The organism is [Acidovorax] ebreus TPSY (assembly GCF_000022305.1).
Classification (GTDB): domain Bacteria; phylum Pseudomonadota; class Gammaproteobacteria; order Burkholderiales; family Burkholderiaceae_C; genus Diaphorobacter; species Diaphorobacter nitroreducens.
Map to the genome: position 1 here is coordinate 3355320 of NC_011992.1, position 16502 is coordinate 3371821.

Annotated in this window: 17 protein-coding genes and 1 pseudogene; 9 read left to right on the top strand and 9 right to left on the bottom strand. The window is 69.3% G+C overall.

The features are described 5' to 3' along the window. Positions 1-65: 65 nt before the first annotated feature. From DTPSY_RS15725 to DTPSY_RS15740, 4 genes are all read left to right on the top strand, one after another. The gene (locus DTPSY_RS15725) at positions 66-2135 is read left to right on the top strand and encodes an ATP-dependent helicase (RefSeq protein WP_015914397.1); all 2070 of its coding nucleotides are present in this window, start codon (positions 66-68) and stop codon (positions 2133-2135) included. A 109-nt stretch (positions 2136-2244) separates the two neighbouring features. Continuing rightward, positions 2245-2574 (top strand): hypothetical protein, encoded by a 330-nt coding sequence (locus tag DTPSY_RS15730; RefSeq protein ID WP_238526544.1) that lies wholly within the window; start codon positions 2245-2247, stop codon positions 2572-2574. A gap of 41 nt (positions 2575-2615) precedes the next feature. Then, positions 2616-3797 carry a phospholipase A gene (locus tag DTPSY_RS15735; protein WP_015914399.1) on the top strand — a complete coding sequence of 394 codons (1182 nt, stop codon included), beginning with the start codon at positions 2616-2618 and terminating at the stop codon, positions 3795-3797. A gap of 241 nt (positions 3798-4038) precedes the next feature. Then, positions 4039-4425 (top strand): hypothetical protein, encoded by a 387-nt coding sequence (locus tag DTPSY_RS15740; protein WP_011806955.1) that lies wholly within the window; start codon positions 4039-4041, stop codon positions 4423-4425. Between the two features lie 75 nt (positions 4426-4500). On the opposite strand, the gene DTPSY_RS15745 is transcribed toward DTPSY_RS15740, so the two are convergent. Continuing rightward, complete coding sequence (locus DTPSY_RS15745; protein ID WP_015914400.1) at positions 4501-4989, bottom strand: universal stress protein; 489 nt, start codon at positions 4987-4989, stop codon at positions 4501-4503. A 102-nt stretch (positions 4990-5091) separates the two neighbouring features. Here DTPSY_RS15745 and tgt point away from each other — a divergent pair, with 102 nt between their 5' ends. Both tgt and DTPSY_RS15755 read left to right on the top strand, forming a co-directional pair. After that, the gene (gene tgt / locus DTPSY_RS15750; protein ID WP_015914401.1) at positions 5092-6264 is read left to right on the top strand and encodes a tRNA guanosine(34) transglycosylase Tgt; all 1173 of its coding nucleotides are present in this window, start codon (positions 5092-5094) and stop codon (positions 6262-6264) included. Positions 6265-6343: 79 nt separating this feature from the next. After that, positions 6344-7093 (top strand): DUF72 domain-containing protein, encoded by a 750-nt coding sequence (locus DTPSY_RS15755; protein ID WP_015914402.1) that lies wholly within the window; start codon positions 6344-6346, stop codon positions 7091-7093. Here the strand turns inward: DTPSY_RS15755 and DTPSY_RS15760 are convergent. The 5 genes from DTPSY_RS15760 to DTPSY_RS15780 all read right to left on the bottom strand — a co-directional run bounded on the left by DTPSY_RS15760 (position 7090) and on the right by DTPSY_RS15780 (position 10734). Continuing rightward, the gene (locus tag DTPSY_RS15760; protein WP_015914403.1) at positions 7090-8250 is read right to left on the bottom strand and encodes a hypothetical protein; all 1161 of its coding nucleotides are present in this window, start codon (positions 8248-8250) and stop codon (positions 7090-7092) included. The two genes, DTPSY_RS15755 and DTPSY_RS15760, sit on opposite strands and share 4 nt — an antisense overlap. A 78-nt stretch (positions 8251-8328) precedes the next feature. Next, positions 8329-9129, bottom strand: a complete 801-nt coding sequence (locus DTPSY_RS15765; RefSeq protein WP_015914404.1) for a DUF2145 domain-containing protein — start codon at positions 9127-9129, stop codon at positions 8329-8331. 2 nt (positions 9130-9131) lie between these two features. Next, the gene (locus DTPSY_RS15770; protein ID WP_041839085.1) at positions 9132-9590 is read right to left on the bottom strand and encodes a hypothetical protein; all 459 of its coding nucleotides are present in this window, start codon (positions 9588-9590) and stop codon (positions 9132-9134) included. A 23-nt stretch (positions 9591-9613) separates the two neighbouring features. Next, positions 9614-10096 carry a YiaA/YiaB family inner membrane protein gene (locus tag DTPSY_RS15775; RefSeq protein WP_015914406.1) on the bottom strand — a complete coding sequence of 161 codons (483 nt, stop codon included), beginning with the start codon at positions 10094-10096 and terminating at the stop codon, positions 9614-9616. Positions 10097-10224: 128 nt separating this feature from the next. Continuing rightward, positions 10225-10734, bottom strand: coding sequence for an Lrp/AsnC family transcriptional regulator (locus DTPSY_RS15780; protein ID WP_015914407.1), 510 nt, complete (start codon positions 10732-10734; stop codon positions 10225-10227). Between the two features lie 140 nt (positions 10735-10874). Here DTPSY_RS15780 and DTPSY_RS15785 point away from each other — a divergent pair, with 140 nt between their 5' ends. Next, positions 10875-11891, top strand: coding sequence for a 1-aminocyclopropane-1-carboxylate deaminase (locus DTPSY_RS15785; protein ID WP_015914408.1), 1017 nt, complete (start codon positions 10875-10877; stop codon positions 11889-11891). Positions 11892-11930: 39 nt separating this feature from the next. On the opposite strand, the gene DTPSY_RS15790 is transcribed toward DTPSY_RS15785, so the two are convergent. Further along, positions 11931-13886 carry an MFS transporter gene (locus DTPSY_RS15790; RefSeq protein ID WP_015914409.1) on the bottom strand — a complete coding sequence of 652 codons (1956 nt, stop codon included), beginning with the start codon at positions 13884-13886 and terminating at the stop codon, positions 11931-11933. Between the two features lie 134 nt (positions 13887-14020). Here DTPSY_RS15790 and DTPSY_RS15795 point away from each other — a divergent pair, with 134 nt between their 5' ends. Beyond that, the gene (locus tag DTPSY_RS15795; protein ID WP_011806966.1) at positions 14021-14764 is read left to right on the top strand and encodes a helix-turn-helix domain-containing protein; all 744 of its coding nucleotides are present in this window, start codon (positions 14021-14023) and stop codon (positions 14762-14764) included. Between the two features lie 18 nt (positions 14765-14782). Here DTPSY_RS15795 and DTPSY_RS18225 read toward each other — a convergent pair whose 3' ends face one another. Together DTPSY_RS18225 and DTPSY_RS15800 are read right to left on the bottom strand one after the other, a co-directional pair. Beyond that, positions 14783-15214, bottom strand: a complete 432-nt coding sequence (locus DTPSY_RS18225) for an alcohol dehydrogenase catalytic domain-containing protein (protein ID WP_434060544.1) — start codon at positions 15212-15214, stop codon at positions 14783-14785. Between the two features lie 32 nt (positions 15215-15246). Then, a pseudogene (locus DTPSY_RS15800) lies at positions 15247-15684 on the bottom strand (host attachment protein). Positions 15685-16046: 362 nt separating this feature from the next. On the opposite strand from DTPSY_RS15800, the gene DTPSY_RS15805 reads away from it, so the two are divergent. Continuing rightward, the gene (locus DTPSY_RS15805; protein ID WP_015914412.1) at positions 16047-16463 is read left to right on the top strand and encodes a YXWGXW repeat-containing protein; all 417 of its coding nucleotides are present in this window, start codon (positions 16047-16049) and stop codon (positions 16461-16463) included. The last annotated feature ends 39 nt before the right edge of the window (positions 16464-16502 follow it).

Below are 16502 nucleotides of genomic sequence, written 5' to 3' on the forward strand. Positions count from 1 at the left end.
CCCTCTCACCCGCCGCCCGCCGCAGCCCGTGGCGCAGGCGCGCCCCCGTTCCTCCCGCTGCATCCATGTCCGGTCTCAATCTTGCTCAGTTGCAGGCAGTGCACTACACCGAGGGCCCGTGCCTGGTGCTGGCGGGCGCGGGCTCGGGCAAGACGCGGGTGATCACGCACAAGATCGCGCGGCTGATCGAGACGGGCCTGGCGCCCCGGCGCATCGCCGCCATCACCTTCACCAACAAGGCCGCGGCCGAGATGCGCGAGCGCGCCGCCGGCCTGATCGGCCGCCAGGCCAAGGACGTGCTGGTGTGCACCTTCCACGCCCTGGGCGTGCGCATGGTGCGCGAGGACGGCCATGTGCTGGGCCTCAAGCCCTCGTTCAGCATCCTGGACCAGGACGACGTGACGGGCATCCTCAAGGACTGCGCGGGCGGCACCACCGACCTGGCCACCGCGCGCCAGTGGCAATGGACCATCAGCAACTGGAAGAACCAGGGCTGGGACGCGCGCAAGGCGCTGGCCATGGCCCAGGACGACCATGAGCGCAGCATCGCCCTGATCATGCAGCGCTACGAGGAGCGCCTGACGGCCTACCAGAGCGTGGATTTCGACGACCTGATCGGCATGCCCATGCGCCTCTTGCGCCACCACCCCGAGGTGCGCGAGAAGTGGCAGCGCCTCTTGGGCCACGTGCTGGTGGACGAGTACCAGGACACCAACGCCACGCAGTACGAGCTGCTGAAATACCTGGTGGGCGAACGCGCGCGCTTCACCGCCGTGGGCGACGACGACCAGAGCATCTACGGCTGGCGCGGCGCCACGCTGGACAATCTGAAGAAGCTGCCGCAGGACTTCCCGCAGCTCAACGTCATCAAGCTGGAGCAGAACTACCGCTCGACCAGCGCCATCCTGCGCGCGGCCAACCACGTCATCCAGCCCAATCCCAAGCTGTTTCCCAAGACGCTGTTCAGCGAGCTGGGCGAGGGCGAGCCCGTGCGCGTGGTCGATTGCGACAACGAGGAGCACGAGGCCGAGCGCGCCGTGGCGCGCATCCAGGGCCTGCGGGCAGCCAGCAATCCACCGCCGGCGTGGAAGAACTTCGCCATCCTCTACCGCGCCAACCACCAGGCCAAACCGTTCGAGAAGGCCCTGCGCAAGGCCAACATCCCCTACAAGGTCTCGGGCGGCACCAGCTTCTTCGACCGCGCCGAGATCAAGGACCTGTGCGCGTGGTTCCGCCTGTGGATCAACAACGACGACGACCCGGCCTTTCTGCGCGCCGTCACCAGCCCGCGGCGCGGCGTGGGCCACACCACGCTGGCGGCGCTGGGCGAGTTCGCCACGCAGCACAAGCAAAGCATGTTCGGCGCGCTGTTCAACGCCATGCTGCCCGCCGTGATCCCCAAGCGGGGCCTGGAAGGCCTGCTGGAGTTCGGCCGCACCGTCAACGACCTGGAGCACCGCGCACGCCACACGCACGGCCACGAAGCCGCGCGTGCCTTCCTGGCCGACTGGCTCAAGGACATGGGCTACGAGCAACACCTGTACGACAGCGAGGACAGCGAAAAGGTGGCCGCCGCGCGCTGGAGCAACGTGCTGGAGTTCTGCGACTGGATGGCACAGCGCGCGGGCGGCCAGATCGACGACACCGCGGGCGCGACGGTGCAGGCCGCGACCAAGAGCCTGCTGGAGGTGGCGCAGACCATCGCCCTGCTGTCCACCATCTCCGAGCGCGAACAGGAGCAGGACATGGTGGTGCTGTCCACGCTGCATGCCAGCAAGGGGCTGGAGTGGCCGCACGTGATCCTGGCCGGCGTGACCGAGGGCATGCTGCCCTTCAAGCTGGACGATGACGACGGCCGCCAGCAGAAGGTGAGTGACGACATCCTGCAGCGCCTGCAGGAGGAGCGCCGCCTGATGTACGTGGGCATCACCCGCGCCCAGCGCACGCTGGCCGTGAGCTGGACCAAGAAGCGCAAGAAGGGGCGCGAGATGGTGGCCTGCCAGCCCAGCCGCTTCATTGCCGAGATGAAACTGGACGCCGCCACAGCGCGCGAGAACCCACGCGACAAGTTGCGCCAGTTGCGCGAGGAATTCGCGCGCAAGGCCCAGGCCGCCCCCAGCCCCGCCACACCCTGAACCCATGTTGAAAACTATATTTTTGATAGCTAATAGCGCTTTACTGGTAAGCGCTTGTGCCCAAAAACCCTCTCAACCTCCTCGCCCGGCCTGCCCCACGGCCGCGCAGATGGAGCAGCCCGAACTGGTGGGCCGCTGGCAGGCGCGGCTGGACGGCATGGCCGAGCCCGTGCTGCTGGAACTGGGCCCCCACCCCGAATGGGACGGCACGGTGAAGGGACGCATCCAGTGGCCGGGCTTCACCTCGGTGGTGGTGGGCGACGTGCACCAGGGCCGGCTCACCATGGAAGAGTCGCGCGACGGCACGCGGGTCAGCGGCAACTGGAGCGGCGACGTCGTCGAGGGCAGCTGCGCGCGCGAGATCCGCGGCGAATGGACCGACGAGGCCGACCGGCCCTACACCTTCACCCTGCGCAAGCAGGCCCCTTCCCGGCCCTGACCTGCATGGCAGCCGTCACCGACCACGCGCATCATCCGACCATGACACAGCCTTCACACCCCCTGTCCCGCCTGGGCCTGGCCACCGCGCTGCTGGGCACGGCCCTGCCGCTGGTCAGCCTGGCCGAGACCGCCGCAGCACCCGCCGTCAACCGGGTGGCCGGCTGGCGCCAGTGCGCCGCCCTCACCGGTGACAGCCAGGCACGCCTGGCCTGCTTTGACCAGTGGTCCGCCGAGCAGAGCTGGCAGGCGCCGCCCGCTTCGGCCAGCGCCCAGCCCGCCGCCGCCACGCAGGCGCCGCCCCCGCCGGTGGACGCCACGCTGCCGGCCACGCGCATCATCGACGTGGCGCAGGTGGACGGCTGCCGCGACGGCCAGTACAGCACCCTGTCGCGCTTCTGGGAACTGGAGACGGGCAGCGACTGCGGGTCGTTCCGCTTTCGCGGGTACCGGCCCATGAGCGTGTCCGTCGTGGGCGCCACCAGCGTCAACCGCCTGCCCACCTCGGGCAGCCCGGACAACAACGCCGCCAGCGAGGTGGACTACCGCAAGACCGAGATGCGCGTGCAGCTGTCGGTGCGTACCAAGCTCGCGCAGGGCCTGCTCACGCGCGGCCACCCCACGCTGCGCGACTCGCTGTGGGCGGGCTACACGCAGCAGTCGTACTGGCAACTGTTCTCGCCGGGCATCTCGCGGCCGTTCCGCAACACGGACCACGAGCCCGAGATCATGTACGTGTACCCCACCGACGCTAAGCTGCCCTTCGGCTGGCGCTGGCGCTACAGCGGCATCGGCCTGGTGCACCAGTCCAACGGCCAGAGCCTGCCGCTGTCGCGCAGCTGGAACCGCGTGTACCTGATGACCGGCATGGAACTGGACAACCGCTGGACCGTCACCGGCCGTCTGTGGAAGCGCCTGCACGAGAGCGCGGACAGCGACGACAACCCCGGCATCAGCAACTACGTGGGCCGGGCCGAGCTGGGCCTGACCTGGAACGTGGACAAGGACAACACCCTGGCGCTGACCGCACGGCATTCGCTGGGGGCGACCGGGCGCGGCTCGGCACGGCTGGAATGGCTGCAAACCCTCGGAACCAGCCTGGTGGGCAACCGTACCAACCTGCGCCTGCACACCCAGCTGTTCACGGGCTACGGCGACAGCCTGATCGACTACAACCGCAAGCGCACCGTGTTCAGCGTGGGCCTGAGCCTGGTGGATTTCTGAACCCCACAGCGCGAATGGATGGGCGGGCGCGCCACGCGCGCCTGCCGGCCCGATCACAACCGGTTACCCTTTGACCGGGCCGGCGGGTTGAAGGCGCCGCGGTGCGCCGACACAATCGGACGCACCCCGGCGCCGCCGGGGGCGGGCCCGCGCCCTGCGCAATAAGCGCCTGCTTTCGCGCGGTATTCGCCCCATCACCGGCCAGCGCCGTCCGCACAATGCAGCCCGGAGGACGACGACCATGGACCTGCAATACCAGCTGAAGGCCGGCAGCTATTACCTGTACGACATGCGCGAAACGCCCAGCGCAGTCACGGGCGAGCGTCGCTTCAAGCTCAAGACCGACACCGTGGCCATTGCCTTCGACCTGCACACCGGCGAGGTGCACCAGCACGGCAGCCCGGCACGCATCCAGTCCTGGGCCACGCACACGCGCCGGCGCCTGCGCGCCGCAGGCGCGGCGGACGTGGCCAACGACATCGTGGTCGTCTCCGGTCCGCTGCCCGTGGACGAGCTCAACAAATGCCTGTGGATCAGCGGCTACTGCCGGCGCATGTTCACGCGCCTGGCCAGCCTACCGCACGGCAAGCTGCAGCGCGCGGCGCAGCAATGGAAAAAAGCGGCCTGAACGCCCTGCCCATCTGCGCCAGCAGCTCTTGATTCAATAGCACAACGGGTCCCGCGGGACCCGTTGTTTCTGGGGTCAGTCCTGCGCACCTACGTTGTCGTCCTGGTCGTCATCCTCGGGCAGTTCCTCCGGCTCCGCATGCTTGACCACGGTGACGGGCACGGGACTTTGCTGCACCAGCGCCTGCGATACCGAGCCCAGCAGCGTGCCGCGCAGCCCGCCCAGGCCGCGCGCGCCGATGATGAGCGCGTCACAGCCGCAGCGCTCCACCATGTCCACCAGCGTGGCCGCCACGGGGCCCAGGCCGATCTCGGTCTCATACGGCACGCCCGCGGCCTCCACCATCGCCACGGCCGACGCCATCAGGTGCTGGCCGGCCTCCACGCTCGCAGCGGCCACGGCGTCCGCGCCCTGCGTGGCCAACTCGATCAGCGAGGCCTCTTCCTGCACGTGGCCCAGCACCAGCGTGGCCTGCAGGCCGCCGCGGCGCACCAGGGCCACGCCATGGCGCACGGCGTCGAGCGCGAGTTCGGAGCCATCAACGGCGATCAGGATTCGGAACATGGGGGCACCTCCTTGCAATGCTGTGTCGATAGGGTCAGTGTAGGCCGCGCGGGGCGCTACGGGCACCAATCCCCGCCGGTGCAGTCTGGGACAATCGCGCCCATGCTCAAGTTTGAAATCCTGGCCACCGACACCTCCAGCCACGCGCGCCGCGGCACGCTCACGCTCAACCACGGCGTGGTGCAGACCCCCATCTTCATGCCCGTGGGCACCTACGGCACCGTCAAGGGCGTGATGCCGCGCAGCCTGCGCGAGATGGGCGCGCAAATCATCCTGGGCAACACCTTCCACCTGTGGATGCGGCCCGGCCTGGACGTGATGCAGAGCTTTGGCGGCCTGCACGGCTTCGAGCAGTGGGACAAGCCCATCCTCACGGACTCGGGCGGGTTCCAGGTCTGGAGCCTGGGCAGCATGCGCAAGATCACCGAAGAAGGCGTGCATTTCGCCTCGCCCGTGAACGGCGACAAGCTGTTCATGTCGCCCGAGGTGAGCATGCAGATCCAGACCACGCTCAACAGCGACATCGTGATGCAGCTGGACGAGTGCACGCCCTACGAGACCAACGGCCACAAGACCACCGAGGCCGAGGCGCGCAAGAGCATGGAGATGAGCCGCCGCTGGGCGGTGCGCTCCAAGAATGAATTCGAGCGCCTGGGCAACCCCAACGCGCTGTTCGGCATCGTGCAGGGCGGCATGTACAAGAACCTGCGCCAGGAATCGCTCGAAGCCCTGGTGGAGATGGACTTCCCCGGCTACGCCGTGGGCGGCGTGAGCGTGGGCGAGCCCAAGGACGAGATGCTGGACATCATGGCGCACACCCCCCACCGCCTGCCCGCGCACAAGCCGCGCTACCTGATGGGTGTGGGCACGCCCGAGGACCTGGTGGAGGGCGTGGCCCAGGGCGTGGACATGTTCGACTGCGTGATGCCCACGCGCAATGCGCGCAACGGCACGCTGTTCACGCGCTATGGCGACCTGAAAATCCGCAACGCCCGCCACAAGACCGACCACCAGCCGCTGGACCCAAGCTGCACCTGCCACGCCTGCGCGGGCACCGAGGGCGTAAGCTGGAACGACGGGGGCCGCGGCGGCTTCTCGCGCGCCTACCTGCACCACCTGGACCGCTGCGGCGAGATGCTGGGGCCCATGCTCACCACCATCCACAACCTGCACTACTACCTGAACCTGATGCGCGAGGTGCGCGAGGCGCTGGATGCCGGCCAGTTCGGCGCATTCCGCGCGCGCTTCAAGGCCGAGCGCGCACGCGGCGTATAGCGCCGCGTAGGCGGCGGCTGACGGCGAGGGCCTGCGCATTCCGCGCCCGGCGCCGCGCCGTCCCTCCTATGCTGGCGCGATGGACACCCGACCGTCGACGGCCGCACCGCTGCACATCGGCACCGCGGGGTGGAACGTGCCGCAGGGCAGCCGGCACCGGTTCCCGGCCGAAGGCTCGCACCTGGAGCGCTACGCCGCCCGGCTGCCCGCCGTGGAGATCAATTCATCGTTCTACCGCCCCCACCAGCGCAGCACCTACGAGCGCTGGGCCGCGTCCACGCCGCCAGCGTTCCGCTTCAGCGTCAAGCTGCCGCGCAGCATCACGCACACGGCGCGCCTGAAGGGCACGGACACGCTGCTGGAGGCTTTCCTGGAACAGGCGCAGGGGCTGGGGGAGCGCCTGGGCTGTCTGCTGGTGCAATTGCCGCCCAGCCTGCGGCTCGACCGGCCCGTCGCCGAGGCGTTCCTGCGCGGCCTGCGCGAACGGCATCCCCACGGCAGCGTTGCCGTGGAGCCGCGCCACGCCAGCTGGTTCACACCGGAGGGCGACGCGCTGCTGCGCGCCTGGCAGGCCGGCCGCGTGCTCGCCGACCCGGTGCTGCACGCGGGCGGCGAGGTGCCCAGCGGCTGGCCCGGCCTGGTCTACTGCCGGCTGCACGGCGCACCGCGCGTGTACTACTCGGCCTATGACGCGGCGCTGGTCGACGCGCTAGCGGCACGGCTGCGCGTCGCCACCCTGGCGGCGCGCAGCGTCTGGTGCATCTTCGACAACACGGCCAGCGGCGCGGCGGCTGCCAACGCGCTGGACCTGCACCAGGCCTGCGCCTAGCGATTCCCTGCCGCGCCGGGCATCGCACCGTGGGGTGGCGTACCGGTGGGGGCCGCGCCGGCGGGCGGCATGCCCGAGGGGACCGCACCGGCAGGGGCCGCACCGGGCGAGGCCATCCCGGACGGCGCCGCACCGGCTCCACAGGCATGGCAGAAACGGGCGAAGGCGCTCTTGCGCGTGCCGCAGGCACCGCAGCGGTCGAACAGGCCGATGCCGCAGTGCGGGCAGAAGTCGGTCACCCCGTCCTTCAGGTCCACCAGCCGTTCGCACCCCGGGCACACGCCCTTGGCCAGGCGCGCCAGGGCCACGTCGTAGCCCAGCTCCTTGCGGCGCTCCTGCTCGGGCAGGGCCTCGGCCTGTTTCTGGCGTTCCAGGTAGCGGTTGAGCGCAAGGATGGCGTAGCGCCCCACCAGCGCCGTGACCACGATGCCCACCACGTAGCGCACGTAGCCGCCATAGCTGGGCAGGTAGGGCACCAGCTCCACGAAGAACGCGAACACCGCGAAGAAGATGAAGCCCCACACGAACGGCCACCAGGTGCTCTTGCGCTTTTTGGCGAACAGCCAGCCTGCCGCCACCAGCAGCGGCAGCGTGAGCGCCAGGCGGTAGAGGAACACGCGCAACTCCACCTTGCGCCGCTCGGCGGCCATCTTCTCGTAACCGCCCTGCTCCAGGCGCCCCAGGCGCTGCTGCGCGGCCTGCGCGGCCTGGCGCGCGTCCAGCAGGGCCTGGTCTTGCGCCTGCACGGCCTGCTGGGCCCGGCGCTCCTGGGCCTTGAGGGCGTCCAGCGCCTGGGTGCGCGCGATCACCTCGGGGTCGTGCTCGGCGCGCTGGGTGGCGCGGCGTGCGGCCAGCCAGTTGCTGAAGGTCTCCCGCTCGGCCTGCGTCTCGCTGCGCGCCTTGGCGTGCTGCAGCCGGGCCTGCTCCAGCGCGGTCTGGGCCTCCTGCTCGGCCTGGCGCGCTTCCTTGACCTGGCCGCGCAGCGCCTGGGCGGCGTCGCGGTCCAGGAAGTCGTCCAGCTGCAGGGGCGCCTCCACCTTGGGCAGGTCGCCCACGATGGTGCCGCCCAGCCCGATCAGAAAGCTGGCGAACACCAGTGCCACCAGCCACAGGCCGCGGCGAAACCATTTCTCCGACAGTCGCAATGCCTTGCTCATGTGTGATCCCTCACGATGTTTGCTATTGGAATAGTAGCTGCTCGCGCTTGATGGATAAGCGCAGGAGCCAATTTTTGCTTAAAACTTCTCCGGACTCAGCACCTGCACCTGCGGGGCGCCCGCCAGCCGCGCATGCTGCAGCCATGCGAGGGCGGAGTCCACCGTCACGGTCTCAATGCGGTCGGCGTAGCGCTGCGCGGGCGGATGGTCGTCGAAGGCGACGTTGGCCGCCGTCATGCGCCCGCCCAGCCGCGTGAGCGGCCCGATGCGCAGCACCGTGGGCTGGTAGCCCTGCAGCCGCAGCCAGGCCTGGGCCTGCGCGCGGGTCTGGGCGCGCTCGGGCTCCATGGCCAGGGCCAGGGTCTCCAGCGCCCACTGGTTGGACTGCTGGTAGATCGTGCCCCACGCATAGCTCACCATGCTGTAGGCACGCTGGTGCAGCCGCGTGGCGCGCGCGCCGTCGGCCAGCAGGGGCAGCAGCGCCTGCTGCACGGCGGGCGTGGGCACGGCCCACACGGCCTCGTGGCGCCACAGGTCGTCCAGGAAGAACTCGCCCAGCCCCTGGCGGTACACGGCGGCCACGGCGGTGCCGCAGTCGTTGAGCTTGTGCACCACGCGCCACGGGCCCTCGGGCGTCTTGTAGGCCCAGCCCAGGTGCGAGTAGCGCAGGCCGTAGCGGGACAAGTCCTGCCCCGCGCGCGCCAGCACCACCACGCGGGCGCCGCTGGCGTCCAGCGCCTGGGCCGTCTGCTGCGCCAGCTGCATGCCCTGGGCGATGGTCTGCGCCGTGGGCTGGCGCGGCTCGCAGGAGCGGCCAGCATGTGCCGCCATGGCCGCCAGTGCCAGGGCGGCGGCCGCGATCCCGTGCAGGGTGCGCATGGTCAGAGCCTTTCGTTGTGCAGCAGCGCGCGGCCCAGCGCGTTGGGCACGAAGGCCAGCACCTCGCCCGCGGCCGACAGGATCACGCCCGTGCCGATCACGGTGCAGGTGAGCACCGTGCCCACGGCACCACTGGCGGCACCGGCGGCGCGGCCCGAGACCTCCACGCTGGCCTGGGCGCCGTCCGATGCACGCTCCAGCAGGTACACCGTGCCCGTGGCCGAGGCCTGCACGGCCTTCACGGTGAGCACCGCGCCGCCCACCGACAGGGCCGCCGGCAGGGCCACCACGGCGCCCGCCGCCGCGGACGCCCCGCCCGCGGCCACGACCACGGAGGCCACCGGCATCAGCGACAGCGCTGCAGAGGCCTCGCTGTGCGCCCGCGCCGGCAGCGCCGCGCCGCACAGCAGGCCCAGCGCCAGCAGCGCGGGGGCGAAGGTCTTGCGAAAAAGGGTTGGCATGTGGGTCTCCTGCGCGGCGGGCATCATTCAGCGGCCTCGGTGCGGGCCTGCAGGCGGCTGCGCAGGCGGGCGTCGGCCAGATCCGCCTCGTGGCGGTCGCGCAGCATCTTGGCCAGCGTGAACGCGCAGGTGATGAGGTACAACCAGCTCACGCCCAAAAAGGCCTTGTAGGTGGCGCTGATCGCCATGCCCCACAGCCCCCAGCCGGTGAGCCCCATGGCCACGGCAAAGCCGCCCCAGACGACGAGCTTCCACAGCGGGGTGTCGCCACCGCCCTGGCCGGCGCCGCGGCGCGCGCCCTGGTTGTCGCGCACGAACTTGGCCAGCATGAAGGCCGCCGACAGGCAGAACACGTAGCCCATGAACATGAAGGCCACCTCCAGCCGCTCGCCCGGCAGCCAGGCCAGGCCGGTGGCGCACAGGAACACGGCGATGCCGAACGAGGCCCACACCTGGAACTGCCAGGCCCGCGTGTCGCGCTGGAGGGTGGGGGTAGAGGAATGCATGGTGGTCGGTGCCCGCAGGCGTTGGTTGAACACGGGGCGGATGCTGCGGCCGCGCGGCGCCAAAGCAGCCGATATTCCGACGCAGTAACCTATCCAGCAGCGAAAAGTATCGCCATGCGATACCGCATTCAGATCGCCAGCGGCAGCTCGGTGGTGGACAGCACGTTGCGCAGCACCATGAACGAGCGCACCTGCCGCACGCCCGGCAGGTACAGCAGCTGCTCGGCATGCAGGCGGTTGAAGCTCTCGCTGTCGCGCGTGCGGATCAGCATGAAGTAGTCGAACTCGCCCGTGACCACGTGGCATTCCATGCAGCCCGAGATCTTGGCCGCCGCCTTCTCGAAGGCCGAGAACGACTCGGGCGTGGAGCGGTCCAGCACCACGCCGATCATCACCAGCATGCCCGCACCCACCGCCTGCGGGTTCAGCCGCGCCACCACGCCATCGATGAAGCCCAGCCGCTTGAGCCGCTCCACGCGGCGCAGGCAGGCCGGCGGGCTCAGGTGCACCTTGGCCGCCAGGGCCACGTTGGACAGCGACGCGTCGCGCTGCAGCAGGCGCAGGATGGCGCGGTCGGTGCGGTCCACCTCGGCACCCTCTGCCGCGGCATTCACGTTGCGTTTTTTTATTGCGGCCATGGCTTGATTGGGGAAATGAAATACTGCTATTTGGCGGTAGGTACTTTTTTTGATTCTTGAGATCATCTTATTTCACAACCCTGTTAATGCGCGGTTTTCCTACGATGCAAGGCACCTTCCCCATCGACCGGAACACCGCCATGAACCTGCAGAAATTCCCCCGCCATCCCCTGACCTTCGGCCCCACGCCCATCCAGCCGCTCAAGCGCCTGTCGCAGCACCTGGGCGGCAAGGTAGAGCTGTACGCCAAGCGCGAGGACTGCAACTCGGGCCTGGCCTTCGGCGGCAACAAGACGCGCAAGCTGGAGTACCTGATCCCCGAGGCGATTGCCGGCGGCTACGACACGCTGGTGTCCATCGGCGGCATCCAGTCCAACCAAACGCGCCAGGTGGCCGCCGTGGCCGCGCATTTGGGGCTCAAGTGCGTGCTGGTGCAGGAGAACTGGGTCAACTACTCCGATGCGGTGTACGACCGCGTCGGCAACATCGAGATGAGCCGCATCCTGGGCGCCGACGTGCGCCTGGACGCGGCGGGCTTCGACATCGGCATCCGCCCGAGCTGGGAGCAGGCCATGGCGGACGTGAAGCAGGCCGGCGGCAAGCCCTTTCCCATTCCTGCTGGCTGCTCCGAGCACCCTTATGGCGGCCTGGGCTTCGTCGGCTTTGCCGAAGAGGTGCGCCAGCAGGAAAAGGAGCTGGGCTTTCGGTTTGACTACATCGTCGTGTGCTCGGTCACGGGCAGCACGCAGGCGGGCATGGTGGTGGGCTTTGCCGCCGACGGGCGCGCGCGCCGGGTGATCGGCATCGACGCATCCGCCACGCCCGAGAAGACCCACGCGCAGATCCTGCGCATCGCGCAGAGCACCGCCGATCTGGTGGAGCTGGGCCAGGACATCACTGCCGAGGATGTGGTGCTGGACACGCGCTATGGCGGCCCGGAATACGGCCTGCCCAATGAAGGCACGCTGGAGGCCATCCGCCTGTGCGCTCGCCAGGAGGGCATGCTCACGGACCCGGTGTACGAGGGCAAGTCCATGCACGGCATGATCGAGCGGGTGCGCAACGGCGAATTCCCGGCCGGATCGAAGGTGCTGTACGCGCATCTGGGCGGCGTGCCGGCCCTGAACGCGTACAGCTTTCTTTTTCGCAACGGCTGAAGCCGCAGCGGATGCGCAGGCCCTGGGGCGCCTGCTGGCTCAAGCGCTGATCTGAAGCAGCCCCGCCACCCGCTCACGCAGCAGGGCTGGCTGCACCTCGGCAGCCGGCAGCGGCGCGCCGACGTTCAGCCCCACGCGGTTGAACATGCCGCGGCGGAACGGCCGCACCATGGCGCCGCCCTGCTCGATGCGGCTGAAGAACGAGCCCCACAGGTTGGTCAACGCCATGGGCACCACCGGCGCCCGCACGCCGTCGGCCTGCGCGCGTTCGATGATCTTCATGATGCCGCCCTTGAACGCCTGCAGTTGCCCGTCGCGCGTGATGCCGCCCTCGGGGAAGATGGCGAGCAGGTCGCCGTCCTTCAGCACCTGGGCCGCGCGCTCGAACGCGGCTTCGTAGGTGGCGGCATCGTCCTTTTGCGGCGCGACGGGAATGGCCTTGGCCAGGCGGAACAGCGCACCCAGCACCGGGATGCGGAAGATGCGGTGGTCCATGATGAAGTAGATGGGGCGCGGGCTGGCCGCCATCAGCAGCACGGCATCGACGAAGCTCACATGGTTGCAGGCCAGGATGGCCGCGCCCTCCGTGGGAATGTGCTCGTCGCCGCGCACCTTGAAACGGTAGATGCAGCGCGACAGCACCCAGGCCACGAAGCGCAGCAGGTACTCGGGCACCAGCAGGAAGATATAGAACGCCACCACCGCATTGGCGATGCCGGTGAACAGGAAGATCTGCGGCACCGTGAAGCCCGCCGACAGCAGCGCCCCCGCGAGCACGGCACTGGCGATCATGAACAGCGCGTTGAGGATGTTGTTGGCGGCGATGATGCGCGCGCGGTGCGTGGGCTGGCTGCGCATCTGGATCAACGCGTACATGGGCACGCTGTACAGGCCCGCGAACAGCGACAGCAGCAGCAGGTCGGCCATCACGCGCCAGTGCGCGGGCTGCGCCGCGAAGGCCGCCAGGGTGAGCACCTCCGACGGCGGCAGGGCCCGCGAGGCGAAGTACAGGTCGATAGCGAAAACGCTCATGCCGATGGCGCCCAGCGGCACCAGGCCGATCTCCACATGCCGGCGCGAGAGCACCTCGCACAGCAGCGAGCCGATGCCGATGCCCACCGAGAACACCACCAGCAGCAGCGACGCCACCTGTTCGTTGCCATGCAGCACGTCCTTGGCGAAGCTGGGGAACTGCGACAGGAACACCGCGCCAAAGAACCACATCCACGAGATGCCCAGCAGCGAGCGGAACACCACGGTGTTGCCGTGCGCCAGCTTCAGGTTGCGCCACGTCTCGCTGACCGGGTTCCAGTTCACCGTCAGGCCCGGGTCAGTGGCCGGGGCCGGCGGAATGAACTGCGCCACCAGGCGTCCCAGCAGGGCGAGGGCCAGGCAGGCTACCGCCACTGTGGTGTGGCCGATGGCCGGCAGCGCCACCAGCAGGCCGCCCGCGACGTTGCCCAGCAGGATGGCGACGAAGGTGCCCATCTCCACCATGCCGTTGCCGCCCGTCAGCTCGCGCTCGTTCAAGGCCTGCGGCAGGTAGGCGAACTTCACGGGGCCGAACAGCGTGGAATGCAGCCCCATCAGGAACACGCAGCCCAGCAGGATGGCCGCGCTGCCGGCTACGAAACCCGCGCCCGCCACCAGCATGATGGCGATCTCCAGGTTCTTCACGAAGCGGATGATGCGCGTCTTCTCGTACTTGTCCGTGAGCTGCCCTGCCGTGGCCGAGAACAGCAGGAACGGCAGGATGAACAGCGCGCCGATCACCAGTCCCGCCAGCGCCGGCGGCATCCACGACACGCTGAGCTGGTAGGTCACCATCACCGTGAAGGCGAACTTGAACAGGTTGTCATTGGCCGCGCCGGCGAACTGCGTCCAGAAGAACGGCGCGAAGCGGCGCTGGCGCAGCAGCGCGAACTGGTTGGGGTGCGCCGGCGCCTCGGCAGGCTGGGCGGTGGGCGACAAGGTCACGGGGTGCTGCGCGCTCATATGCGGTGTGCTGGGGTGTGAAGGTGCCGCGCATTGTGCGCACAAAGCCCGCGCAGGCCAGCCGCTTGTGGGCCTTTGTGGCTTGGATCACACTTAGGGTATCGCCATTCGATACTTTTCACCTCCAGCACCCCATGAGCACCACCGCCGACCTCGTCATCGCCCTGAAGAAGGAACTCAAGTCCGCCCAGATGACCTATGCCGGCCTGGCACAGGCGCTGGGCATGGCCGAGTCCAGCGTCAAGCGCATGCTGGCCAAGGGCGACATGCCGCTGTCGCGCATCGACGCCATCTGCCGCGTGCTGCGGCTGGACTTTGCCGACCTGGCGCGGCGCGTGGCCGACAGCCAGCCGCTGCTGAGCGAGCTGACGCAGGAGCAGGAAAAGGCCGTGGTGGCCGACAAGAAGCTGCTGCTGATGGCGATCTGCGTGCTGAGCCAGTGGACCCTGGAGCAGATCACCACCACCTACCGGCTGAGCGAGGCCGAGGGCATCCAGTACCTGGCGCAGCTCGACCGCATCGGCATCATCGAGTTGCGCCCGCTCAACCGCTACCGCCTGAAGCTTGCCAAGACCTTCCGCTGGCGCCCGCACGGGCCGGTGATGCACTACTTCCGCGACCATGCACTGCTGGACTACTTCAACGGCGGCTTCGACGCGCCGGGCGAGGGCGTGCTGCTGGTGCACGGCTCCATCGCACGCAGCCTGGCGCCGGCCTTCACCGAGCGGCTGCAACGCGTGGCGCAGGATTTTGCGCAGCAGCACCTGGCCGACCAGCGCCTGCCCGAGCGTGAGCGCGAGGGCTACACCCTGCTGCTGGCCATGCGCAGCTGGGAGTTCGAGGCCTTTGCCCAGATGCGCCGCACCGCAAGGCCGTGATGCTCCTATATTAATAGCTTATGGCGCTTGATGGACGGGTGCCAACGCCTTAAAACACCCAAAACCCGACGCAGTCGGCCTGCCATTGACTTCCCCCTTCGCGGTGCCCACACTGGACCATCCGTCGCCCCCACACACCTGCACGCACAGGTTCTCGCGCCCACTGGTGCAGAACCGGCAGTGCCCACAGGTCCACCCCAGCCAAGGAACGCCTACCCGCTGTCCCCGCCGCCAGCCCCGCACGCCCGGCCCCAGGCCGGCGACACGGGCCACGATCTCATGCCCCGGCACGAGGGGCCACACCGCATCCGGCAGCTCGCCGTCACGCAGATGGAGGTCCGTGCGGCACACGCCGCAGGCTTGCACCGCCAGCAGCAACTGGCCTGCCTGCGGAACGGGGCACGGCAACTCCGCCAGCCGCAGCGGCTGGCCGGGCCCGTCCAGCACCATGGCGCGTGGTCGGTCCTCACACCGGGGCCGTGTCAGCCGCCGCGTTCCGCCTGCAAATGCCGCGCCAGCTCCTGCAAGCTCAGGTGCGTCAGATCCTGTGCATGGCTGGCCACCAGCCGCTGGTGGGTGACGCCATCCAGCTGTTCCATCAGCTCGCCCAGGAAGGGGTTGGACGCGAACACGGCCACGCGGCTGCGCTAGGCCGTGCCCACGGCCTCGCGCAGCGCGTGGGCCACCTCGCGCGCGAAGGTGCGCCGGTCCTGCGCGGCGGCCTCGCTGCGCGGCGCCGGACCGCTGCGTCCTGCGATCGAATGTCCGGGCGGCTCATGCCCCGCCGCACTGCCATGCAGGCGGGCGGCCGGATGCGTCAGGCATTGCCTTTCCGTCCAGTGCGTGGCTGCCGCGGGGTCAAGCTCCAGCAGGCGCGCCATCGAGCCATTGGCCACCAGGGCCCAGTTGGGTGTGTCCATGCAAAGCCCCCAGTTCTCCAAGCCGTGTGCGGTGTTTGATCTTGGGGGGCGGCCCCAGAGGGGTCAATCCCACGGTACATGCAAGCAATCGTGGCGTGGCGGGCGGTGCGCCAAGCACCGCGGCGCCTCGCCACGCACTGGTCGCGCCTCTCTCACTATTGAAAAAGGAGCTTGTGGCGCTTCTCTGACAAGGGCTTCAGCCCTACCAGCACCTGAGTCCTGCCCGCCGAAAGGCCGTCGTCACACCTGCTCACAAACCTTTGCCGGGGATGCAACAACGCGCCCGAAACGTTGACATGCGGCCCGCAGCATGGAGTCTCCCGCAGCGCCCCGCGCCGCATCCCACAACACAGGAGAACGCCATGGTCCGCACCGCCACCCTTGCCGCAGCCGGCAGCCTCGTCGCCCTGCTGTCATTGGCAGGCGCCGCGCATGCAGCCACCAACGCCACCGTCGTGATCCAGGCCGGCACGCCCCACTACTCGGCACCGCCCGCCTATGCGGTGCAGTACCACGCGCCACCGCCGCCACGCTACGAGCGCGTGCCCCCGCCGCGCCGCGGCATGGTCTGGTCGCAGGGCCACTGGGAATGGCGCGGCCACCGCCATGTGTGGGTGCCCGGCCAGTGGATGCAGGTGCGCCACGGCCACCATTACCGCCAGCCGCGTTGGGTGCAGCGCGGTGACCAATGGCGCTTCGTGCGCGGCGGCTGGGACCGCGATGGCGACGGCGTGCCCAACCGCCACGACCGCCGGCCCGACAACCCCTACCGGAGATGAACGGCCGAGCGCCGGTCGTCCGCGCCCAGCATGGCCCGG